This window comes from Sulfurirhabdus autotrophica (assembly GCF_004346685.1).
GTDB lineage: Bacteria > Pseudomonadota > Gammaproteobacteria > Burkholderiales > SMCO01 > Sulfurirhabdus > Sulfurirhabdus autotrophica.
Window position 1 is genome coordinate 1 of sequence record NZ_SMCO01000017.1, and the last position, 21,164, is coordinate 21,164.

Below are 21,164 nucleotides of genomic sequence, written 5' to 3' on the forward strand. Positions count from 1 at the left end.
GTGCCCCTCAAGACTTACTGCACTTTTTTTGATAGTTCGTGCTTTTACACAATACCGTCAAATTTGATACAAAGGAATAATACAAGGTTGGGCTGAAGAAATGAAGCCCAACGTAAACACAGTCGTAATATGTGAGGTCGTAATGCAAACAGGGTCAATTGTTTGGTTTATATGCCCAACTAAACGAACAGGTAAATTTATTCTGCCCACAGTGATATTCGTACAACACTTAGTATGGCTTAGTGACCATCAAGTTAATTGGCACTTCAATTATGGCGAGATCATTATATGTAGCAACCTCAATTTTTCCAGGAATAATTGGTGAGTTAAATCGCCATTGTGATTCAACTACAGTTCCTTCTGTTCCGCCCCGTCTTGAATAGCCGCCACGTTCCCCCACTATAATGGTGCCATCAGTCTTAATGATTTTAATTGTGGCAACTCTTGTTAGCCTGTCATCACCACTCAAAGTCATGGAATCGGACTCAATTTTGGAAATGAGAATATTTCCAAGACCGACATCAATTCCCTTACCTACCTTTGGTTGAAAAGCGGCGCTGTTTCGTTTAATGGCGCTTGCAACGGGTAGTTTTATGAAACCTTTAAATAGCACCCCTGAAACAAAGCTATCCGGTAAGCGAGAGACAGAAATTGAGACTAGGGTTTTCTTACCGTCTTCACTGATTTTTCGAAAGCTTGATGTGCTCGCAGTACCCAAAGACACTTGGGTCTTGTTAGGTAAAATTGCAAACGCACTCACTTTTGAGTCGTCACCGAAAGTGGGAATATCTGCTATTAGCCGATTTTCGAAAATAATGACGGCATGGGTTTCAACTTTTTCTTGCGCTCCAAAAGCACCCATTGGAATGAGATTTTTTTCTCTTCCTGGGGGTGCCTCAAGGAATAAGGCCCCAATCTGCTTTACTGATACAGAAGGGCTATCAGCAACCACTGGCCCATTTAGAAAAAATACCAACAACGTAAATAAGCTGGCTTTCATAGATATCCTTGATCTAACGTTAAGTTCTAGTAAAAAACGCTTTTAATCCTATTTCTTGGCACAGTTTTGACCTAAATGCCAGCCTGCTCATATCTTTTCAGCACCTCAATGCCCAATTCATTTTTTTCCTTCAGACCATTCAAGAAGCATACAACGGTTTTTTTATTTCTTCTTCCTGCTGCTGCAATGCCCACATCTGCGCATAGGTTTCCCCCTTATCCAGCAGTTCTCTGTGTGTGCCACGCTCGATAATCCGGCCATGATCCATCACCAGTATTTGATTGGCATCCACCACCGTTGAAAGACGGTGCGCGATCACCAGCGTGGTTCTGTTTTGTGCAATGAGCTTCAGTTCGGCCTGAATTGCTTTTTCCGATTTTGAATCCAGCGCGGAAGTGGCTTCATCAAATATCAGGATAGGCGGATTTTTGAGAATGGTTCGCGCAATGGCCACGCGTTGTTTCTCTCCCCCTGAAAGTTTTAGCCCACGTTCGCCTACGATGGTTTCATATTTATCCGGCAAGGTTTCTATAAACCCATGGATATGCGCATATTTTGCCGCCTGATAAATTTCTTCTTCGGTGGCATCAGGGCGACCATAAGCAATGTTGTAATAAATGCTGTCATTGAACAACACCGTATCCTGAGGGACGATACCGATAGAGGCGCGCATGCTTTTTTGCGTGACATCGCGAATATCCTGGCCATCAATCATGACCTTTCCCTGATTCACGTCATAAAAACGGAACAGCAAACGAGACAAGGTCGATTTACCTGCGCCGCTTGACCCCACTACCGCAACAGTATGCCCGGGAGGAATATCAAAACTGACATCAAACAGAATCTGGCGGTTGGCATCGTAACCAAAACTCACGTGATCGAAACGCACTGCACTATTTTTAACCACTAACTCCGGCGCATTCGGCTTGTCTGACACTTCGGTATTCACTTCCAGCAAAGTGAACATTTTTTCCATATCGGCAAGAGAATGCCGTATCTCCCGATAGATGAATCCCAAAAAATGCAGCGGTATATATAACTGCAGCATGTAAGCATTCACCAACACCAGATCACCCAGGGTCATGGTGCCTTTTACCACACCATTCCCGGCCAGCATCATCAGGACTGTAACCCCGATGGCAATAATCACACTTTGCCCTGTGTTCAGCGCAGCCAGGGAAGTCTGATTTTTTACCGCTGCGGTTTCCCACACTTTAAGATTGTCATCGTAGCGGCGCGCTTCATATTCTTCATTACCAAAATACTTAACGGTTTCATAATTCAGCAAGCTATCGATGGCTCGGGTATTTGCCTTGGAATCCATGTCATTCATGGTGCGCCGGAAAATCATGCGCCATTCGGTAATGACCAGAGTGAAAGCGATGTAGACAATCAGGCTGACAAAAATCACCACCGAAAACATGATGTCGTATTTTTTCAGCAAAATGCCTGCAACCAGCGCAATCTCTATGAGTGTGGGCAAGATATTGAACAACATGAAATTCAGCAAAAAGCTGATCCCGCGTGTACCCCGTTCAATATCACGGGATACCCCACCTGTCTGACGCTCAAGATGGAAGCGCAGAGCCAGTTGATGCAAATGACCAAACACTTTCAATGCCACTCGCCGGATAGCGCGTTGCGTTACCTTGGCAAAAACCGCATCTCTTAATTCCCCAAAAGCCGTGCTGGCAAACCGCATTGCACCATAACCCAGTAACAATGCGACTGGCAGTACCAAAACGGTTTGAGGATGATTCAGCGAATCTACCACTTCTTTTAAAAACAGGGGTACGGTCACATTGGCGACTTTAGCTGCAACCAGAAGCACCAATGCCAGTACAACCCGCCCTTTGAATTCCAGCAAATACGGGAATAGTGAGCGGATGGTTTTCCAGTCATTTCGGTTTTTAGGGGGTGGCCCGGAATGTTTAACTCGCATAGATCTTCTTTAAACGCTTATTTAGTTTTGTGAGATTATCGGCTATATTGAAGCTGAGCACTACCTTTGCTGCAGATATTCGTGCCCGGATTAAATGTAACCTCCCCTCAAAAACCCGGATTCAACTGATGAAAAAATTATACGTACTGGCTTGTCTTTTATTTTCCCCAGCCCTGTTTGCAGCTACCCCTGCTGAAACACTCTTCAATGTAGTGAACTTTCAGGCTCAGGCAAGCAGGGAAGTTTCCAATGATATCGTCAATGCTGTATTAACGATTGAAATGACCGACAACGATCCAAAAAAATTAGCGAATTCTGTTAACGAAGCGATGGGGCGAGCGCTAAAAATTGCGCAAACCTACAAATCCGTCAAACTCAGATCAGGCGATTATCAGACTTACCCGGTATATGATAAGAACAAACTGATCCAATGGCGTGCCAGAAACGAACTCAAATTAGAAAGTACCAATACCGAAGATGTCACCACTCTGATTGGTAAACTGCAGGACAGCATGCAGCTTTCCCGGATGACCTTCTCGGTCTCTCCCGAAGCAAGACGGAAAATTGAAAACGAGCTGATCACAGAGGCTATCACTGCATTTAAACAGCGCGCGATGTTAATCAGCACCAGTTTCAATGCGAAAACTTACAAAATCAAAGAATGTAACATCAGCAGCGGGGAAAGCACCTTTCGCCCGGAAATGGCCGTACGCAGCCTGTCGGCTTCGATGCATGAGGCATCTGTCTCTCCTGCTGTAGAACCCGGTACAAGCACGCTGACAATTAACGCTGCGGGTTCGATTGTGATCGAGTAAACCCTCTGCTCCATATCAAGAAAAGCTCAGGTCAGGAGTACCGCCACGATTCCCGTCAAAAATATTCCATCAAACGTACCCGCGCCACCTATTGATGCAACAGGGGTTCCCATTTTTTTTATTTCTTTTAAACGCAGCAAATCAGCCCCAATTAATACCCCCATGGTTCCAGCAATATAGGCCAAGGGGGCACTTTGATCTGCGCTTAATGCCACCGCTAGAAACGCAGCGGTTACCGGTGCAACAAAAATCGGCATGCCAATACCTATCCCAGGCAGTGGTCTGCTGAATAAGTAACTGATCGCCGTCACACCAGCAGTAGCAATAATAAGCGGATATAAGCTGATGGGATTGTGCACCAACAGGTACCCGGAAAACATCATGGGAACCAAACCGCCGCCTACATTCAAAACCACCACGGTTTTGCCTTCATACACCCTATTGGCCTGTCTGAATAATTGTCGAAACTGCTTGAGTAACAGCTCCGGGTTAACCGCTTCGTTCTTCACTGTTAAAAGAGGTAAATTAACAAAGCTGCCCAGCAGGGTAACCATAAATAATAAATACGCTGAGTGCGATGACAGGCCCAGCTTATCAAAGGCAATAGTGATTATGTTCAGCTGAACAAAAGTAACCAGAAAGGCCAGCAGCGCAAATAACAATATCATTCTAGGCGGTAACTTTGGCATAGCTAATCCACCTGACCAGCATTTTCAGGAATATAAACCCGAAACAAAAATCCGCATGATAACTGACGGAAATTGCAATGATTGAATGACGCGAAATTTATCATTACGAGAAATCACCCCGCGAGTAAAAAGTAAAATTCCTACCCCAAAAAACTGGCACGCGAATTGCTCTACCTTTTGGTATCAGAAACTGAAAGGAATTGCTCAATGACTTATACCGTAGATCATTTTTTTGCTGCAACCCGTGACGTACTCGTGCAAATACAGGCATGCGAAAACACCAACTATCCTATATGCAAAGACCATCGAAAGCTCTACCGCCTTCCGACATCACTGGATTTGCGTGAATTAGACTGTGATATCCAGCCATGTCGCGCTACCTGCCCTTTCAATTTGATGGAAGTTGAAACAGGGATGGTTTGCTGACACTTTAAAATGGTATCAGTTAGCGAACATTCTTAACCCAGTTTCAACAAAAATTCGGTAACACACTGTCAAATAGCAATATTTAATTCTCTCCACAAATTCTGTGGATAACTCTGTGAACAACACATTAATACTACTGTAACCTGATTGTAAGAAATAGGTTTTTTTCAAGTTGCCCATTATTTAACCAAATAAAATATACTTTTAAATCATATAGATATAAAAAATACCAACAATACAGCATCTATTTAACCAAAGTCATTTTAAACGGCTTTTAGACGGTGCATAACAAACCGCTTACCCCACCCCCTGTACTGTCAGAAAATTGCCACCACTGAGGCAATTTCAACACAGCAATATAATCATTTTGCTTCAATTCAACCTTTTCACAGTAGCTACCACTTTTATATCCAGCGCACTTTTCCTGGCATGGAATTTGCATATTCAAAGATATACCCAAAATATCTTCAGGACTAAACGGCGATGCTATTCAAGTTATCTGACAGATTTACGTTGCAGTTCAAACATGGTAAGACAGCTTTTAGTTTTTTTAGTGCTAAAACTAATCGCTTAGCCCTTTACAGCCTGACTTTCTTGCATCTGGAAGTGAACCTTCACAAGCAGCGTCAATGGCTTTTGGATTAGTGTGCTCATTCCTGTCTGAACATCAATTTTATTGAGGGAGTCATATAGTGCGCATATTGCTTCATTCAAAGTGAATTATGTTGCAGGACAATGGACCTGATCATACCAATAACCGAAAAAAAAGAGACCTAAACTACAGATCTCTTTTTCTCACTCATCACCTAATAAATTAGTGTGCTGAAAAACTCAAACGCCAATCACACCACATTGCCAGACAATGCATGACTGCTTCTGTTCAATACTTTTTAATTATGGACGAATGTAAGCATAGCCTTCGCGCTGCTTCTTCATCAGTTCAACAACACCGGCAGGAACGTAGCCAATTGTAGGCAACATATCATCTTTGGTCAGCTTCTGACCTTTCATGGTATTTTCACAAGCAACTACTTTAACGCCAGATGCCAGCGCCTCATCAATACGGCTTGCTACAGGTGAGTCTATTTTAAGCATACTAATGCCAGGACCATAAACGACAATTTCAAGCTCTGCTTTCGCGCCCAGTTCTTGTCGTACATTTTTCGCATTGTTAAGCGCAAGATTCCAGTTTTTTGGATCGGCTTCACTCACCTGAAAAACCACCTTATCAACGGAAGCTGGAGCAGGAGCTTCAACTTTAGCTTCTGCCTTTGCTTTGCTTTTACTGGATGCAACCGCTTGCCCAGCAAAAAAAGACATTGAAAGAAACACAGCCATTAAAGTTGCGAAGAAAAAGTTTAAACGGTTCATTTGTGTCATATTTAAAACCTCCAATATAGTTATGTTGTATTTGTGATATTTTGTACCACTACTTACTAAGACGTAATACTGCTCTACTTTATTCCATTTATTTTTTAATTTCAAAATATATTTTATTTAATGGAATAAATCAGTAGGTTAGTACGTCTAATTTAATACCGATACTTCTTTAATTTATTTCCACTTCAACATGCGATGAAAATTCTTTCTCTCTTCAGCCGTTCCAAAGCTTTCAACAATCAATTGGAAGCAAGCCGAACACGACTGTATCGCGTCGCATACGCATGGAGTCACGATCCGATGCTGGCTGATGACATCGTACAGGAAACATTAGCCAAGGCACTCAAAAATGCCGGAAAATTACGCGACATGGCGCAATTAAATGCCTGGCTTTTCAGCATTATGACGAATTGCTGGCGTGATCATTTCCGCCAGTTGAGGGAAACTGACAATATTGAAGATATTGAAGACTTTCAATGCAGCCATGAAACCACCCCCGAGCATATAAGCAGCCAGACGCAAACTGTGACACGCGTGCGTGCTGCCGTCGAAAAACTCCCGCTGGGGCAGCGTCAAGTATTAACGCTGGTGGATTTAGAAGAGTTTTCCTATGTAGAAGTAGCTGCCATTCTGGACATACCCATTGGTACCGTCATGAGCCGCCTATGCAGGGCGCGTAAATCCCTGAAAGCGCACTTGCAAGAGCTTGCTCCGCTTCAACCTGAGCAAGCCAACAAAATCCGGAGAATTAAATGAAGCCCATTCAACCCATTTCAGATGAATTCCTGAATGCTTTTGTGGATGATCAACTGGAGTCTGAAGAAAAAGGTCAAGCATTTGACCTGATCGAACAAGACCCTCTTCTGAAAGAGCGGGCATGCGATCTTCGCGGCTTAAAAGAGGTGATGCAGCATGCCTACCAGGACCCACCTTCAGTCAGGAGAGCACCCGCAAAAGGCGTCCCTTCATGGCCCCCGTTTTTCCAAGTTCTGGCTGCTGGCCTGCTGCTATTCATAGGTGGCACATCGGGCTGGCTTACCCACGCCTGGACGAGCCCAGACAGCGATCGCACCATGATTAACATGCTTCAGGCAACCCAGCGTAATAATCCCGGGATGGAGCCTAAAAAAATTATTGTTCACGTTGGCACCTCCAATCCAGTCAGATTGAAAACAGCATTGGATGAAACAGAAAATTTACTGAACTCGTATCGTCAGAACAATCAGGAACTCGAAGTTGAAATAGTAGCAAACGGCAGAGGAATAAATTTGCTCCGCAGCAGCACATCTCCTTATAGCCTGCGCATTGCACAATTGCAGGAAAAATACCCTAATCTGGCACTTGTGGCATGCCAGCAAACGTTGAACAAACTTGAAGAAAGCGGTGTAAGGGTAAAGCTCTTGCCGCACACTGGCATTGCGCCATCAGCTGTCGATCAAATCACTAAACGCGTACAACAGGGATGGGACTACATAAAGGTATAGCGTTAGATCAATCAAGCAAAAAATACAGGCGAGAAAGTCCGAGCCTGCTTGTATGCTGCTTCCTTCGATTACTCTGCGTATAACCAACCGAACATTTCATTCAGATCATCGTGCAATTCATCAATTTCTTCATCGCAAATTACAAAGCCGTCTGAATGACGGAATAATTCTTCACATTCTTCTGGTTTAAAATTAACGGCCATCATTTCCAGCCCGTTTTCGTAAAAATAGGGGCTGTATAGTTCAAATGACTCTTCGACTGAGTCATGCCACAAATACTGGTTAATCATATTAGCCGCCGCTTGCTCTACTTGGCCAAATAACTCCCCATCCATAGTCACGTTGCTTTCGCCTGATGATGTCTGAGAACCTTTTGCGTCGACAAATTTACCATCCTGGAGGTGCCACTCAGCAATCAACCCATCGCTGATGCGCTTGACCCCATCTTTCACTTCCCAGATGAACTGTGTATCCGTTGCATCAATAAAGTAACCATAAACATGCCCCTCCCGAACCGGAAACCAGATGGTTGCGTTCCAGAATTCACTTCCTTCATGTTTAATACAGAGATGTTGTTCAATCATGGCACTATTTCTCGAAAATATAACCGCTAAAAACAAAAGAGGTTAGCTGTAAAGCTAACCTCTTTATTATTTGGTGCGAAAGGGGGGACTCGAACCCCCACACCTTACGGCGCTGGAACCTAAATCCAGTGCGTCTACCAATTCCGCCACTTTCGCAATACAACCCAGGATCAACCTGGTAAGTCTCAAAAGCCTCAGGTTTTACCTGACGCCCTATTATGGTGGGCCCGCACGGACTTGAACCGTGGACCAAAGGATTATGAGTCCTCTGCTCTAACCAACTGAGCTACGGGCCCAAACTTGAATCTAGCCCTGAGGCCAGGCCAGTATTAGACTTGGATTACGTTTCCGTGTCAAGAAAGCTTTTCAGCCTTTCTGAACGAGAAGGGTGACGTAACTTACGCAATGCCTTAGCTTCGATTTGACGAATACGCTCGCGGGTGACATCAAACTGCTTGCCTACTTCTTCCAGCGTGTGATCCGTGTTCATCTCGATACCAAAACGCATACGCAATACTTTTGCTTCACGCGGCGTCAGTGAATCCAGCACATCCTTGGTTGCATCCTGAAGGCTGGCATATACAGCCGCTTCAATCGGAGCCAAGGTAGCTGAGTCTTCGATAAAGTCTCCCAGATGAGAGTCTTCATCGTCACCAATCGGTGTTTCCATCGAAATTGGTTCTTTGGAAATCTTGAGGATTTTACGAATTTTTTCCTCAGGCATTTCCATTTTTTCTGCCAGTTCGGCTGGATCAGGCTCTAATCCTGTTTCCTGCAAGATCTGGCGTGAGATGCGATTCATCTTGTTGATGGTTTCGATCATGTGCACCGGAATCCGGATGGTTCTTGCCTGATCTGCAATAGAGCGGGTAATAGCCTGACGAATCCACCATGTTGCATAGGTAGAAAATTTGTAGCCCCGACGGTATTCAAATTTATCTACCGCTTTCATCAGACCAATATTACCTTCCTGAATCAAATCCAGGAACTGCAAGCCACGATTGGTATATTTTTTGGCAATCGATATCACCAGACGCAAGTTAGCTTCAATCATCTCGCGTTTTGCGCGTCGTGCTTTTGCTTCGCCGGTAGACATCTGACGATTGATTTCTTTCAGGTCCTTGATCGGGATCCCGACATGCTCGCGCAGCTCAACCAGCTTTTGCTGTTGTTCAACAATCGCTGGCTCGTAGCGCAGCAATGCTTCAGCATAAGGTTTCTTGGCCTTGGCTTCATTCGGCAGCCAGTCAAGATTTTCTTCGTTACCCGGAAATACTTTGATGAAATGTTTGCGCGGCATGCCTGCCTTATTTACGCACATTTCCATAATTTCGCGTTCACGCGTACGGACATTTTCGACCAATGAACGAAGGCTGTCGCATAATTTTTCAACTTGTTTTGCTGAAAAACGTATCCCCAGCAATTCATTTGAAATCTGCTCCTGAAACGCGAGGTATTCTTTACTATGCGGGCCTTTCTTAGGCAGCACTTTAATCAAACCGGCAAATGCTGTGCTGATCACGTTAAAACGCTCCATCGCGTCTACTTTCAGCTGAGCAAGATTGGCTGCTGCTGCAGCGGCGCCTTCTTCTTCCTCATCACCATCATCGTCTTCGTTTTCTTCTTCGTCGGTTTCTTCAACAGACGTCTCAGCGACGCCTACGATTATTTCATCTTCACCACTATGGGTCATCAAACCATCAACCAGCTCATCAATGCGCATTTCATCGCGCTCAACTTGCTGCACCAGGCTTAAAATTTCAAGAATAGTCGTCGGACACGCTGAAATAGCCTGAATCATGTGCTTCAGGCCATCTTCAATACGTTTGGCAATTTCGATTTCGCCTTCGCGGGTCAACAACTCAACCGAGCCCATTTCACGCATATACATACGTACAGGGTCTGTCGTACGACCGAAATCCGAATCTACAGTACTAAGGGCTGCTTCGGCTTCTTCCACAACATCTTCATCTGTTACCGAAGGTGCCGCGTCCGACATCAACAATGCTTCTGCATCCGGGGCTTCATCGTAGACTGAAATACCCATATCATTGATCATGCTGATGATCCCTTCAATTTGCTCAGCATCGAGCATATCGTCAGGCAGATGATCATTGATTTCGGCGTAGGTCAGATAACTACGTTCCTTACCCAGCACAATCAGGTTTTTTAAGCGCATGCGCCGTTCTTCGGCATCCGTAGGCTTAACTTCTGATTTATCATTTTGTGAGTTGGCCGCTTGCGCAAGCGCACTCGACTGTGTTTTTTCCGTCGCCATTACCTAATTCTCGCTAGCATTTTTTGCGTTGAAAAATCGAACAATTATACATGAATTTCAAACCATTGCATATCTATTAGCAATAGCTTATTTTATGCCGCGTCCGGGGCAATCAACCTACAAAGTCAGCCGCTGAGCTAACTCCTGAAACTCCCGTTTTTCTTCTGAACTCAATCCTTGTGAACTTGCTTTCACCCGTAGGACATCTAATCTCTTATTACGTTCCATTGTCCGCAACTGGGTCATACCATCACTGAATTCCGCCTTGAGCTCATCCACGTCAAAACTCCCCTGATCCAGCACTTCTCCCGCAATTTCCCCCAGCAATGACGCATAAGTGCCGCTACGAAATTGCTCCATCACAGCGGCCGTAGAATTAACATGAGGGCTGCTCTGCAAAATTTCAAGCAGCATGACGAGCGCGGCCATCTCACCTTGATCGCTTACTGGCAATTTACCCTGGACCTCTACGGCAAGTTGCGGCTGAAACAACAACATCTGCAACATGCGCCTGGGCAATGAAGGCGCTTTTCTGCGAAGTTTTTGTGGCTGTGCAACTGAAGCGCGTCGGTGCGCATTACTACCCATCGAGGCGCTTTGCTGCTGTGGTGCTGACGTTTTCGAATCTGATTTAACCTGAAACACTTCTTCCAGCTCTGCCTGAGAAATCCCCGCAAGCTCAGCAAGGCGTTTGCGTAACATCAGCCCAAAAACAGGCGCTCTGATTTGCCCTTGTAATGGTCGCGCCAGCTCCAATAGCTTCGCTCGCCCTTCCTGGGTTTGCATATCCACTTTTGCAACCAGTTCGCGCAATAAAAAAGCAGAGAGCGGCAAGGCTTCCTGTTGCAAGAGTTTCTCAAAACCATCTTTACCTGCCTGCCTGATGTAACTGTCAGGATCTTCACCCTGCTGTAAAAATAAAAAACTGAGATCTTTACCATCCACTATCAATCCCAGGCTATTTTCCAGCGCACGCCAGGCTGCACGACGACCTGCATCATCCCCATCGAAACAAAACATGACGCTATCACTTTGTCGCAGGAGCTTTTGAACGTGCATCGGCGTAGTCGCGGTACCAAGCGTTGCTACGGCATACTCCACACCATGCTGCGCCAATGCCACCACATCCATATAACCCTCGACAACCAGCACCCGACCTGCATCACGGATTGCCTTGCGCGCCTGAGGAAGTCCATATAGTTCCAGCCCTTTCTCAAACAAAGGTGTTTCAGGCGAATTAAGATATTTCGGCTCACCCTGGCCTAGCACGCGACCACCAAAACCGATGACCATGCCACGCTGATTCTGAATCGGAAACATGATGCGATCACGAAATCGGTCGTAACGCTTCCCTTCTTCTGACTCTATAACCAGCCCACACTGCACCAATGGCTTTGCGTTGTAATCCTGAAATACCGAGGTAAGATTTTGCCAGCCACCTGGCGCATACCCAATGCCAAACCTTGCAGCAATCTCACCAGACAACCCCCGCTTTTTCAGGTAATCGATGGCTGTTTCAGACTGTTTGAGTTGACTGCGATAATATTGCGTCGCCTGCCGCATGATCTCGAACAAATCTTCAGTTTCAGGCTGAACCTTCTTACTGAAATTGTCATCCTTTTCATCCGGGACCGGCATACCCACATTGCCAGCCAGCTCCTTAACCGCCTCAATAAATCCCAACCCGGCGTATTCCATTACGAAACTAATGGCCGTTCCGTGGGCACCACAGCCAAAGCAATGATAAAACTGCTTACTGGGGCTGACGGTAAAAGAAGGGGTTTTTTCTCCATGAAATGGACAGCAGGCAGCGAAGTTCGCTCCCGCTTTCTTGAGCGGGATATAACTTTCTACCACGTCGACAATATCAACGCGATTCAACAAATCCTGAATGAAAGATTGCGGAATCATTGTTTTTTGAAGTTCAGATCAAACCCCGCATATGCCACCAGTAAGACGCAAAAATTCTTGCCCAGCACAAAAAATCAACTTAATTTTGCCTTTACGAGTGCAGATACTTTTGCCGCATCTGCCCGCCCGGTAATTTGCGGCTTCAAAATTGCCATGACCTTACCCATGTCTTTCATGCCTGCAGCACCACTTGCTTCAACGGCCTGATCCAGTAAAGCTGCCACTTCAGCATCGGTTAACGGCTGAGGCAAATAGGTTTGAAGTACAGTAATTTCCAGCTTTTCAACATCAGCTAAATCCTGTCGGTTTGCCGCCTCATATTGAGAAAGGGAATCTCGGCGCTGCTTCAGCATTTTTTCTATTACGGTCAAAATCTGCTCATCATCCAGTTCTATCCGTTCATCGACTTCACGTTGCTTGATTGCAGCCAACAGCATACGAATAGCCGAAAGACGGGAAACATCTTTGGCTCGCATCGCAGTTTTCATATCTTCGGTAATCTGTTGTTTTAAGCTCATGCATCCTACCTATCAAATAAAATATTAGAATTTTTCATCACTACGCACCCGAAATTTCACAAAATCCCGAAATTTCGTAATATTATAAACCACCCTGTTTTTTCGTGTGCATTTCCACCATACTGTATAAAATTGGAAATACACTTCTTAAATTAGCGCACCATAATAAAAATCTTATTTTCTGATGAAGCTGCGCATAAACAATTTATCTGAAACTCATCTTACAAATGAGTAAAAATTTCAGTTTCGGTCTCCGGGGAAAACTGGTGGTCATTGTGGTGACCGGCATTGTCATCGGCTTCACCATCATTGGTGTTTTCAGACTGAATCAGGCCAAACAGAAAATCATCCTGGAAATGAATCGTTCTGGGAATGAACGCGTGACACTCATTGCGGAAGCCTTCTCTAATCTGATCATTGGTTATGATTACAGCAATATGGAGTCGCTTTCAGAACGTATTGCCAAACAAGATGACGTTCTGCAGATTGACGTTCGCAACAAGGCTGGAAAAATCATGGTCAGCCGCATAAGCGATGACTATACGCCATCGAGTTCAAAAGATTTACTTTTTAAATCGGTAATTCAGTTTGGGGGCGAACCGGCAGGAAGCGTAGAACTTAAAATTTCCCTTAAGCGCCTTGAGACCACCATCCACGAAACTTACACCAACATCATTCTGGAACAGGTTTTTTTCGCCATTTTCCTCAGCATTCTCATCTTTGTTGTCACTTCCCGAGTTATCGTCAAACCCATTGGCCATTTTCGGGATCTGATGAATACCATTCTAAACAACCCCAGTGAATCCTCGCATCAAAAACTGGTGATCAAAAATAAAGATGAAATTGGTGATTTAGCGCTCATTTTTAACAGTATGAATAACCAGGTTCATGAATATCAACAACGCCTGAAAGATAAATACAATCTGGCAGACTCTGCATTGGTAGCGACCAATGAGCAACTCAAAATCCGTACAGCCGATCTGGAAAAAGCATTAAGGCTGGTAGAGCAACTGGCCATTACGGACAGTCTGACAAACTTGCCAAACCGACGGCACTTTGATGATTACCTTGCCACCACTTTCTCCCGTGCCGTTCGCTTTAAAGAGCCGCTCTGCATGATTCTGCTTGATATTGATCACTTTAAGCAAATTAATGACACACACGGCCATGCCGCAGGAGATTATGTATTGAAAGAGCTTGGCAAGCTATTTAAATCCAGAATACGGGAAACAGATGTGTGCGCCCGCTTGGGTGGCGATGAGTTTGCAATACTGCTTTACCGTGCAAAAATTGATGATGCAATGAACTGGTCGCAGCTTCTCTTGCGCATCATCCGCGAGCATGCTTTCACAGAAGCTGGAATTACACTCACCGTCACACTCAGTATTGGCATTGCACAGATAACTGCCGATAACCATAGCATTGAGGCACTTTATAATGCTACGGACAATGCGCTTTATGAAGCAAAAAGACGGGGACGAAATCAGGCAGTCATTTATCCTTTCGAGTAGTAGCTTTGACAACTGGCTACCCTCGCGCTAGTCTAGCAGCTGATCAATATCACAATGTAGCGAAGGACACCCCATGCAAAAATACGATTGGTTGCGCTTTATTGTCAGTTTTTTCGCCTGCTTCTCTATAACCAGCATAACCATCCCGGCGCATGCCGCCGAAAACGCACCGCCCGAGTTATATCTGGGCTCGGTTGCCATGGATGTCCCCGCTGAAATGGTCAGACGCATGACCCCTTTAGCAAAATACCTCAGCATGCAAACCGGCTACAATATTTTATTTCGCGCATCCCCAAACCTCGCCTCAGCAGTTGAAGATATTGGCATGGGTCACACCCAGATGGCCTACCTCACACCAGTCGCTTATATCGAGGCACATGACAAATACGGTGCAGTGCCGCTTGTTAGTCCCCTTACCCGGGGCAAATCCACATTCAATCTGGTCATTGCAGTCCGGAAAAACAGCCCAATTAAATCCATGAGCGATTTGCGAGGGAAAAAATTTGCATTCGGCGACAAAAATGCTTTACTTCAACCAGCGGTCGTCGTGAGAACCGGAATAAAATTAGAAGACTTTGCTTCGTATGATTATCTGAAGCATTACGATAACATTGCCAAAGCCGTGTTAAATGGCGATTTTGATGCGGGCATTCTAAAAGACACAGTCGCTGAAAAATTTGAACCACTGGGTTTGCGCATCATTCATATTTCGCCACCTCTTGCTTCCTACCTTTTTGCAGTCAGCAACAAGATTTCACCTGATGCCATAACCAAAATCAAAAGCGCAATGCTTGCATTGAATACCGACACGCCTGACAACAAGGCAGTACTCCGCGCGCTTGACCAAGGGTATGACGGATTCACATTGGTGGAAGATCAGGACTACAACGTGATTAGAAAATTAATTGCACCATTTAAAGACAAAAAATAGCTATCAACATCCAAAATCACTCGACGAATTAAATAGACTTTAATGCAAAACGGCCTGCCTAATTAAAGGCAAGCCGTTTACAGAATTTCTTCATTTCTTGCTAACACATCACATGCGTATCACTACACATGAAAGAATCGGCTTGAAATTGTTACCTGCCAGAGAACTTTACTTAGTAAAGCTTGGTTGGCAACATTTGGCTGCGAATGCGCTTGTAATGGCGCTTTACTGCAGCGGCTAGCTTGCGCTTGCGCTCAGCTGTTGGTTTTTCGTAAAACTCACGAGCGCGTAATTCGGTTAACAAGCCTGTCTTTTCAACAGAACGCTTGAAACGCCTCATCGCCACTTCAAATGGTTCGTTTTCTTTAACTCGTACATGTGACATCGAGGCTCAACCCTTTTATCGAATTCGGAAAAAACAAGGATTATATCAACAAAATTCCCTTTTTCAAAGCACTGATGCACTTTATTTTCTAAACCCCCTGCATTATTCCTCTCAGTCATTTGTGATTTTCAACAAACCCGATAAGATGTCAGTTTTTTGAATTCAATAAACTATGCTGGTACTTGGAATAGAATCTTCCTGCGATGAAACCGGTATCGCGCTTTATGATACGGAGCTTGGCTTGTTATCCCATGCAATCTATTCTCAGGTCGCCATGCATGCAGAATACGGTGGCGTGGTTCCCGAACTGGCCTCTCGCGACCATATTCGTCGTGTTTTACCTTTAACTCAGCAAATTCTTGATGAATCAAGAAAAACGCTTAAAGATCTGGACGCTATTGCCTATACTAAAGGGCCGGGGTTGGCTGGTGCCCTTCTGGTTGGCGCGAGCATTGGTTGCGCGCTGGCATTTACATTAAAAATTCCCACCTTGGGCGTACACCACCTGGAGGGCCATCTTCTTTCCCCCTTAATTTCTGACACCCCCCCGGTTTTTCCTTTTGTCGCCCTGCTGGTATCTGGAGGCCACACCCAATTAATGCAGGTTTCTGGCGTTGGGCAATACGAATTGCTGGGTGAAACGATGGATGACGCTGCAGGTGAAGCTTTTGACAAAACAGCAAAGCTACTTGGATTAGGCTATCCCGGTGGCCCTGCACTTTCTGAAATAGCGCATAAAGGCCAGCCAAAGCGCTTTAAACTGCCGCGCCCCATGCTGCACAGCGGCGATCTGAATTTTAGCTTCAGTGGCTTGAAAACTGCCGTATTGACCTTGGTAAATAAACAGACGCTCGATGACCAGACCAAAGCAGATATTGCACTCGCTTTCCAGGAAGCAATGGTGGAGGTATTGATCACCAAATCAATGGGCGCAATGGAAAAAACCGGCCTTACTCAGCTTGTAGTGGCTGGGGGTGTAGGCGCTAACAGCCAATTACGCGAACAACTCACGCGGAATACCCAGAAAAAAGGCGTAACCGTATTTTATCCAAAACTTGAGTTTTGCACCGACAATGGTGCAATGATTGCTTATGCTGGTGCCATGCGGTTAAAGCACTCACCTGCTGGCGAGTCCTGTTTTACAGTAAAACCACGCTGGGACATGGAAATGCTGACCACCCCCGAGAGCGATAAAGTATAATCTGTATGAGGTGATTCGCGTATGTGGCTAGGTTTAAATACTACTCTCCCCGCAATAATCTCACCCAATGGGCTATGGTGTCGCTCCCACTGAATCGTGCTAACTGTTCTGGAAAAAACAACAGCCCGAACATCAGCAGTAGAAAGAACATCAACATCAAATGCGAAAAAATACTTTCTGGGCGCAACACTCCCCAGTACCGCATACTGAGATAAACGAGATCTTTTTTATGCTCTGACATTCGCGTGTAGCGTTGCACCAGTTTGACTAGCATATAAACGCTATACCCACCCGCCAGAGAAGCAAACACTACACGGAAGATTCCAAACAGATTTAATGATCCTTGCGCATAACGCTGGTACATCAAGGACATCACACCTACCACGACAGAAGCCGATACAGCAATCAGCACATTGGCAATCAGTCTGCGTCGCTCACGTGCCAAATCCTGCTGCCGCTGGACAAAAAAATCATCCACTTCTTTTTTGAGATATTCGACTTTTGTTTGAACCAGAGAGGTGATCTCTTCTTTCATGACGTGAATACGAGCGTCAATCGTCACGCTCAGCTTATCAGCCGCGTAATCTACCAGTTCTTTCACATCGGACTTGGTAAAACTGCGTTGATTGTGGAGTTCTGTTGAAATTTTATCCAGTTTGGCATCAACTTCACGACTCGCCCCCAGAACAACATCCTTAAGCTCACCACTAGCGCCTGTAATCCCTTCGCGCACTACCTGGCTCAGCTTATCACCAGCACGTTCTATTGCCGATTCGGAAGTCTGCTGAAGACTTTCCCGGGCGTAATCCATCTCATCTTTAAACCACACCATGTTCACCTCCGAACATGAAATTAACCCATCCCCGCCGATTTATTACTCCGGCGGCATGTCTCCAGGCCTGTCTGCACATTTCCCGATACCACTTTCTTTACCCGCCAGTAAGTTTTTGATATTACTTTGATGCCGCCAGAATAGTAATAGTGACAAAATCAACACAGTGCCAGTGTAAACAGAAAAACCAAACAGGGTCAGTGCAAATAGCGGTGCAAGACCAGCCGCTATCAAAGCAGAAAGCGAGGACGTACGCCACATATACGTGGCAAGCAACCAAGTACCAAACACGCCGAATCCCATCCAGGGATTTAACGCCAGCAAGATTCCTAATGCTGTCGCCACGCCTTTACCACCATAAAAGCTGAAAAACACCGGGTAAATATGGCCAATAAAAACGGCCAGCGCAACGGAGGCAATGGCATAATCACCGTATCCATAAATGGATGAAAAATGTTGCGCCAAAACAACCGCCACCCAGCCTTTAGCAGCATCACCAAACAAGGTTAATGCTGCTGCCAGCTTTTTACCAGTGCGCAATACATTGGTTGCACCGGGATTTTTCGAACCAAAACTTCTCGGATCAGGCAGACCAAACAGCTTACTGGTAATGATGGCAAATGAAAGAGAACCAATCAAATAGGCCAAAAAGGGCAAAACTATCGTCGTCATATTAAATATCATACAATGGCTGTTTTTTGATTTTAAGGCTAAATGCCACAACTGCAGGGCTGCAACTAACTACACTCATGGATATACTTTTCTTACGTGAATTCAAACTTGATACCATTATCGGCATCTATGACTGGGAGCGCAAAATACCGCAAACCATTCAACTCGATGTGGAAATTGGCTTACCCAACTCCCGCGCCTGCGAAACCGACAATGTGGAGGATACCATAGACTATGCAAAAATCGTTGCTCGAATTCAGGAAACGCTAGCGGCCAAGCCATTTTCACTGGTAGAAGCATTAGCCGAACATGTCGCACAATTAATCATAAATGAATTTGGTTCGCCCTGGGTAAAAGTCTCGGTTGCCAAACTGGGGCTGATCCGCGGAATCAAGCAATTAGGTGTAGTTGTTGAACGAGGCTCTAAAGGTTGAACTGGGAAACCCTGGCACCGGCTTTTGTGATTATTTTTACCGCTTACTTCATTCGCGGCATTACCGGATTCGGGTCAGGCTTAATTGCAGTCCCATTACTTGCACACCTTTTTCCTTTGCAATTTGTTGTCCCATTTGTTTTAGTTCTGGATTTTATTGGTTCCGTTGTGCTCAGTACAGGCACGCGTAACCAAGCCTCATGGCATGAACTGAAAATACTGCTGCCCGTTGGCCTTATCGGCGTAGTGCTGGGTGTAAGTCTGCTCATCAGCCTCCCCAAGGAACCATTACTTGGTGGATTAGGGTTGTTTGTACTGGCATTCGGCATCCGCAACGTCTTGAATATACACGGCAGCAAGATTATTTCACGCTGGTGGGGTATTCCAGCCGGGTTAACTGGCGGCACTGTCAGCGCTTTATTTGGTACCGGCGGCCCACCTTACGTTATTTATTTATCCCATCGATTACAAGATAAATCCGTTATGCGCGCAACTACTTCAGTCTTGTTTATGATTGAAGGCGGCGCAAGAGTTGTGGCTTTTATGATTGCAGGACTTTTTCTGCAGACCAACATTGCCTTGGCCATTCTCAGCGCCATTCCGGTTATGGCGATCGGGCTCTATCTTGGGAACAAAACGCATATCGGTATCTCTCAACAGCAAATCCTCAAACTCATCGGCCTGCTACTTGTCGTGAGCGGTTCATCGCTGCTTTGGAAGGCATGGATATTACATATTCACCCTCTGGGATGATGGGCAGCATGCAACAACTTCAATCTTTCCCGAGCCACATGGGTGTAAATCTGCGTAGTCGAAATGTCGGAATGCCCCAGTAACATCTGCACTACGCGCAAATCTGCACCATGATTCAAGAGATGCGTTGCAAATGCATGTCGCAGCGTATGAGGAGAAACCGTCTCGTGCAGTCCGGCTTGGGCAACATAACGCTTGATCAGATACCAAAAAGCCTGTCGCGTCATTGACTCTCCACGTTGCGTCAGAAAAAGCGCATCGTGCAGCTTGCCACTTAACAATCCAGGCCGCGCTTCCTGTGCAAAACGACGGATCCAGTCCAGTGCCTCTTCGCCTAATGGCACCAGCCTTTCCTTATTTCCCTTTCCCGATATACGCACAACCCCCATATCCAGAGATACTTCGGAAATTTTCAACGCAACCAGTTCTGAAACCCGCAATCCAGTAGCATAAAGCGTTTCAAGCATGGTTCTGTCCCGCAAACCGAGCGCTGTATTAACATCAGGAGCATTCAGCAAAGCTTCAACATCTGTCTCGGTCAAGCTTCTAGGCAGCAGTCGCACCATTTTGGGCGACTCAATCTGCAAACTGGGATCTACACTGATTTTACCCTGACGCAACTGATATTGATAAAACCGTTTAACACTCGAAAGTACACGACTAGTGCTACTTGGACGTGCTTTAAGACTCACTTTATATGATAAATAATCCAGCAAATCAAAATGCTCTACATCCAGCAACGTTTTATTGCGCTCTTGCGCCAACCAGATAGTCAATTGACGTAAATCACGACGATAACTTTCCAATGTGTTGCGCGAAAGTCCATCTTCCAGCCACAACGCATCACAAAACTCGTCTAGCAAACCGTCACTGGATACCTTCATGCCTCAATAGCCATTTTTTAATCTGAAGCGGGTCACCACCGCTATGACTCATGAACCCACCCAAGCCATTTTTAGCAAGCACCCGATGACAAGGGATAATAATGGGAACTGGATTTGCTCCACACGCCTGCCCCACCGCACGAGGGCTCGAGTGCAAAGTTTTAGCCAGTTCGCCATAGTGCAATACACTGCCACTCGGAATATTTTTCAAACTCTCCCACACTTTCATCCGATGGGGCGTGGCGTTCCTGAGAGACATGGGCAAATTAAAGCAATACCCTGCATCCTGCAGATAAATCGCAATTTGCTCACAAGCTGCCGTTGAAACTTCGTCCTGTGGTGCTAACGGCAATGTATTGAGTGGCAAAAAATCAATGCCAACCAATGTATTTTCTTCCGTTAAGATACCTAGTACGGAAAAAGGAGTAACAAATTTTGCCTGATATGTCTTCATCTTAAATGCACCTCAGTCAGGTTAGCAGATAAAAACGACAAAGGGCGCAAGGTTAACCTTGCGCCCTTTAGCCCTACAGCA

Annotated in this window: 22 protein-coding genes and 2 tRNA genes; 9 read left to right on the plus strand and 15 right to left on the minus strand. The window is 45.3% G+C overall.

The genetic code is table 11. From position 1 onward, the window contains the following. Positions 1–229: 229 nt before the first annotated feature. Together EDC63_RS14065 and EDC63_RS14070 are read right to left on the minus strand one after the other, a co-directional pair. Entirely contained in the window at positions 230–1,000 is a 771-nt protein-coding gene (locus tag EDC63_RS14065; RefSeq protein ID WP_124944874.1) for a hypothetical protein, read from the minus strand. A gap of 139 nt (positions 1,001–1,139) precedes the next feature. Continuing rightward, positions 1,140–2,942: an ABCB family ABC transporter ATP-binding protein/permease gene (locus EDC63_RS14070; RefSeq protein ID WP_124944873.1), complete on the minus strand. Its 1,803-nt coding sequence runs from the start codon at positions 2,940–2,942 to the stop codon at positions 1,140–1,142. Positions 2,943–3,070: 128 nt separating this feature from the next. On the opposite strand from EDC63_RS14070, the gene EDC63_RS14075 reads away from it, so the two are divergent. Beyond that, the gene (locus EDC63_RS14075) at positions 3,071–3,757 is read left to right on the plus strand and encodes an SIMPL domain-containing protein (protein ID WP_124944872.1); all 687 of its coding nucleotides are present in this window, start codon (positions 3,071–3,073) and stop codon (positions 3,755–3,757) included. 26 nt (positions 3,758–3,783) lie between these two features. Here the strand turns inward: EDC63_RS14075 and EDC63_RS14080 are convergent, their stop codons facing one another. Beyond that, entirely contained in the window at positions 3,784–4,446 is a 663-nt protein-coding gene (locus tag EDC63_RS14080; protein ID WP_124944871.1) for a DUF1614 domain-containing protein, read from the minus strand. 207 nt (positions 4,447–4,653) lie between these two features. Between EDC63_RS14080 and EDC63_RS14085 the strand changes: the two genes are divergently transcribed. Beyond that, positions 4,654–4,872 carry a hypothetical protein gene (locus EDC63_RS14085; RefSeq protein WP_124944870.1) on the plus strand — a complete coding sequence of 73 codons (219 nt, stop codon included), beginning with the start codon at positions 4,654–4,656 and terminating at the stop codon, positions 4,870–4,872. 894 nt (positions 4,873–5,766) lie between these two features. On the opposite strand, the gene EDC63_RS14090 is transcribed toward EDC63_RS14085, so the two are convergent. Continuing rightward, positions 5,767–6,357 carry a DsrE family protein gene (locus EDC63_RS14090; protein ID WP_223248140.1) on the minus strand — a complete coding sequence of 197 codons (591 nt, stop codon included), beginning with the start codon at positions 6,355–6,357 and terminating at the stop codon, positions 5,767–5,769. 90 nt (positions 6,358–6,447) lie between these two features. Between EDC63_RS14090 and EDC63_RS14095 the strand changes: the two genes are divergently transcribed. Both EDC63_RS14095 and EDC63_RS14100 read left to right on the plus strand, forming a co-directional pair. Then, positions 6,448–7,008 carry an RNA polymerase sigma factor gene (locus EDC63_RS14095; RefSeq protein ID WP_124944869.1) on the plus strand — a complete coding sequence of 187 codons (561 nt, stop codon included), beginning with the start codon at positions 6,448–6,450 and terminating at the stop codon, positions 7,006–7,008. Beyond that, on the plus strand, positions 7,005–7,736 hold the full coding sequence (locus tag EDC63_RS14100) for a hypothetical protein (RefSeq protein ID WP_124944868.1): 732 nt from the start codon (positions 7,005–7,007) through the stop codon (positions 7,734–7,736). The genes EDC63_RS14095 and EDC63_RS14100 overlap by 4 nt, the downstream gene beginning before the upstream one ends. A gap of 68 nt (positions 7,737–7,804) precedes the next feature. Here the strand turns inward: EDC63_RS14100 and EDC63_RS14105 are convergent, their stop codons facing one another. The 6 genes from EDC63_RS14105 to EDC63_RS14130 all read right to left on the minus strand — a co-directional run bounded on the left by EDC63_RS14105 (position 7,805) and on the right by EDC63_RS14130 (position 13,027). Next, complete coding sequence (locus EDC63_RS14105) at positions 7,805–8,320, minus strand: hypothetical protein (protein WP_124944867.1); 516 nt, start codon at positions 8,318–8,320, stop codon at positions 7,805–7,807. Positions 8,321–8,391: 71 nt separating this feature from the next. Continuing rightward, a tRNA-Leu gene (locus tag EDC63_RS14110) sits at positions 8,392–8,476 on the minus strand. Positions 8,477–8,539: 63 nt separating this feature from the next. Then, a tRNA-Ile gene (locus EDC63_RS14115) sits at positions 8,540–8,616 on the minus strand. Positions 8,617–8,660: 44 nt separating this feature from the next. Next, the gene (gene rpoD, locus EDC63_RS14120; RefSeq protein WP_124944866.1) at positions 8,661–10,598 is read right to left on the minus strand and encodes an RNA polymerase sigma factor RpoD; all 1,938 of its coding nucleotides are present in this window, start codon (positions 10,596–10,598) and stop codon (positions 8,661–8,663) included. A gap of 117 nt (positions 10,599–10,715) precedes the next feature. Next, positions 10,716–12,509: a DNA primase gene (gene dnaG / locus EDC63_RS14125; protein ID WP_124944865.1), complete on the minus strand. Its 1,794-nt coding sequence runs from the start codon at positions 12,507–12,509 to the stop codon at positions 10,716–10,718. 74 nt (positions 12,510–12,583) lie between these two features. Further along, positions 12,584–13,027, minus strand: coding sequence for a GatB/YqeY domain-containing protein (locus tag EDC63_RS14130; protein ID WP_124944864.1), 444 nt, complete (start codon positions 13,025–13,027; stop codon positions 12,584–12,586). A gap of 227 nt (positions 13,028–13,254) precedes the next feature. Between EDC63_RS14130 and EDC63_RS14135 the strand changes: the two genes are divergently transcribed. Together EDC63_RS14135 and EDC63_RS14140 are read left to right on the plus strand one after the other, a co-directional pair. Further along, on the plus strand, positions 13,255–14,538 hold the full coding sequence (locus tag EDC63_RS14135; protein WP_124944863.1) for a sensor domain-containing diguanylate cyclase: 1,284 nt from the start codon (positions 13,255–13,257) through the stop codon (positions 14,536–14,538). Positions 14,539–14,611: 73 nt separating this feature from the next. Further along, positions 14,612–15,469, plus strand: coding sequence for a PhnD/SsuA/transferrin family substrate-binding protein (locus EDC63_RS14140; protein WP_124944862.1), 858 nt, complete (start codon positions 14,612–14,614; stop codon positions 15,467–15,469). Between the two features lie 172 nt (positions 15,470–15,641). On the opposite strand, the gene rpsU is transcribed toward EDC63_RS14140, so the two are convergent. Then, positions 15,642–15,854, minus strand: a complete 213-nt coding sequence (rpsU, locus tag EDC63_RS14145; RefSeq protein WP_124944861.1) for a 30S ribosomal protein S21 — start codon at positions 15,852–15,854, stop codon at positions 15,642–15,644. 172 nt (positions 15,855–16,026) lie between these two features. On the opposite strand from rpsU, the gene tsaD reads away from it, so the two are divergent. Next, the gene (gene tsaD / locus EDC63_RS14150; protein ID WP_124944860.1) at positions 16,027–17,055 is read left to right on the plus strand and encodes a tRNA (adenosine(37)-N6)-threonylcarbamoyltransferase complex transferase subunit TsaD; all 1,029 of its coding nucleotides are present in this window, start codon (positions 16,027–16,029) and stop codon (positions 17,053–17,055) included. A 40-nt stretch (positions 17,056–17,095) separates the two neighbouring features. On the opposite strand, the gene EDC63_RS14155 is transcribed toward tsaD, so the two are convergent. Together EDC63_RS14155 and plsY are read right to left on the minus strand one after the other, a co-directional pair. Further along, complete coding sequence (locus EDC63_RS14155) at positions 17,096–17,887, minus strand: hypothetical protein (RefSeq protein ID WP_124944859.1); 792 nt, start codon at positions 17,885–17,887, stop codon at positions 17,096–17,098. A gap of 42 nt (positions 17,888–17,929) precedes the next feature. Beyond that, positions 17,930–18,559, minus strand: coding sequence for a glycerol-3-phosphate 1-O-acyltransferase PlsY (gene plsY / locus EDC63_RS14160; protein ID WP_124944858.1), 630 nt, complete (start codon positions 18,557–18,559; stop codon positions 17,930–17,932). Between the two features lie 77 nt (positions 18,560–18,636). Between plsY and folB the strand changes: the two genes are divergently transcribed. Together folB and EDC63_RS14170 are read left to right on the plus strand one after the other, a co-directional pair. Further along, entirely contained in the window at positions 18,637–18,993 is a 357-nt protein-coding gene (gene folB / locus EDC63_RS14165; protein ID WP_124944857.1) for a dihydroneopterin aldolase, read from the plus strand. Continuing rightward, positions 18,990–19,745: a sulfite exporter TauE/SafE family protein gene (locus EDC63_RS14170; RefSeq protein WP_223248139.1), complete on the plus strand. Its 756-nt coding sequence runs from the start codon at positions 18,990–18,992 to the stop codon at positions 19,743–19,745. Before folB ends, EDC63_RS14170 begins: the two co-directional genes overlap by 4 nt. Here EDC63_RS14170 and xerD read toward each other — a convergent pair. Continuing rightward, positions 19,730–20,629 carry a site-specific tyrosine recombinase XerD gene (gene xerD / locus EDC63_RS14175; protein ID WP_124944856.1) on the minus strand — a complete coding sequence of 300 codons (900 nt, stop codon included), beginning with the start codon at positions 20,627–20,629 and terminating at the stop codon, positions 19,730–19,732. The genes EDC63_RS14170 and xerD overlap by 16 nt on opposite strands. Continuing rightward, positions 20,613–21,083 (minus strand): methylated-DNA--[protein]-cysteine S-methyltransferase, encoded by a 471-nt coding sequence (locus EDC63_RS14180; protein ID WP_124944855.1) that lies wholly within the window; start codon positions 21,081–21,083, stop codon positions 20,613–20,615. Before EDC63_RS14180 ends, xerD begins: the two co-directional genes overlap by 17 nt. Between the last annotated feature and the right edge of the window lie 81 nt (positions 21,084–21,164).

Bases quoted from the DNA above. Each gene is read 5' to 3' on its own strand.
- EDC63_RS14065 (WP_124944874.1), bottom strand. From the start codon at position 1,000: ATGAAAGCCAGCTTATTTACGTTGTTGGTATTTTTTCTAAATGGGCCA.
- EDC63_RS14070 (WP_124944873.1), bottom strand. From the start codon at position 2,942: ATGCGAGTTAAACATTCCGGGCCACCCCCTAAAAACCGAAATGACTGG.
- EDC63_RS14075 (WP_124944872.1), top strand. From the start codon at position 3,071: ATGAAAAAATTATACGTACTGGCTTGTCTTTTATTTTCCCCAGCCCTG.
- EDC63_RS14080 (WP_124944871.1), bottom strand. From the start codon at position 4,446: ATGCCAAAGTTACCGCCTAGAATGATATTGTTATTTGCGCTGCTGGCC.
- EDC63_RS14085 (WP_124944870.1), top strand. From the start codon at position 4,654: ATGACTTATACCGTAGATCATTTTTTTGCTGCAACCCGTGACGTACTC.
- EDC63_RS14095 (WP_124944869.1), top strand. From the start codon at position 6,448: ATGAAAATTCTTTCTCTCTTCAGCCGTTCCAAAGCTTTCAACAATCAA.
- EDC63_RS14100 (WP_124944868.1), top strand. From the start codon at position 7,005: ATGAAGCCCATTCAACCCATTTCAGATGAATTCCTGAATGCTTTTGTG.
- EDC63_RS14105 (WP_124944867.1), bottom strand. From the start codon at position 8,320: ATGATTGAACAACATCTCTGTATTAAACATGAAGGAAGTGAATTCTGG.
- rpoD (WP_124944866.1), bottom strand. From the start codon at position 10,598: ATGGCGACGGAAAAAACACAGTCGAGTGCGCTTGCGCAAGCGGCCAAC.
- dnaG (WP_124944865.1), bottom strand. From the start codon at position 12,509: ATGATTCCGCAATCTTTCATTCAGGATTTGTTGAATCGCGTTGATATT.
- EDC63_RS14130 (WP_124944864.1), bottom strand. From the start codon at position 13,027: ATGAGCTTAAAACAACAGATTACCGAAGATATGAAAACTGCGATGCGA.
- EDC63_RS14135 (WP_124944863.1), top strand. From the start codon at position 13,255: ATGAGTAAAAATTTCAGTTTCGGTCTCCGGGGAAAACTGGTGGTCATT.
- EDC63_RS14140 (WP_124944862.1), top strand. From the start codon at position 14,612: ATGCAAAAATACGATTGGTTGCGCTTTATTGTCAGTTTTTTCGCCTGC.
- rpsU (WP_124944861.1), bottom strand. From the start codon at position 15,854: ATGTCACATGTACGAGTTAAAGAAAACGAACCATTTGAAGTGGCGATG.
- tsaD (WP_124944860.1), top strand. From the start codon at position 16,027: ATGCTGGTACTTGGAATAGAATCTTCCTGCGATGAAACCGGTATCGCG.
- EDC63_RS14155 (WP_124944859.1), bottom strand. From the start codon at position 17,887: ATGGTGTGGTTTAAAGATGAGATGGATTACGCCCGGGAAAGTCTTCAG.
- plsY (WP_124944858.1), bottom strand. From the start codon at position 18,559: ATGACGACGATAGTTTTGCCCTTTTTGGCCTATTTGATTGGTTCTCTT.
- folB (WP_124944857.1), top strand. From the start codon at position 18,637: ATGGATATACTTTTCTTACGTGAATTCAAACTTGATACCATTATCGGC.
- xerD (WP_124944856.1), bottom strand. From the start codon at position 20,629: ATGAAGGTATCCAGTGACGGTTTGCTAGACGAGTTTTGTGATGCGTTG.
- EDC63_RS14180 (WP_124944855.1), bottom strand. From the start codon at position 21,083: ATGAAGACATATCAGGCAAAATTTGTTACTCCTTTTTCCGTACTAGGT.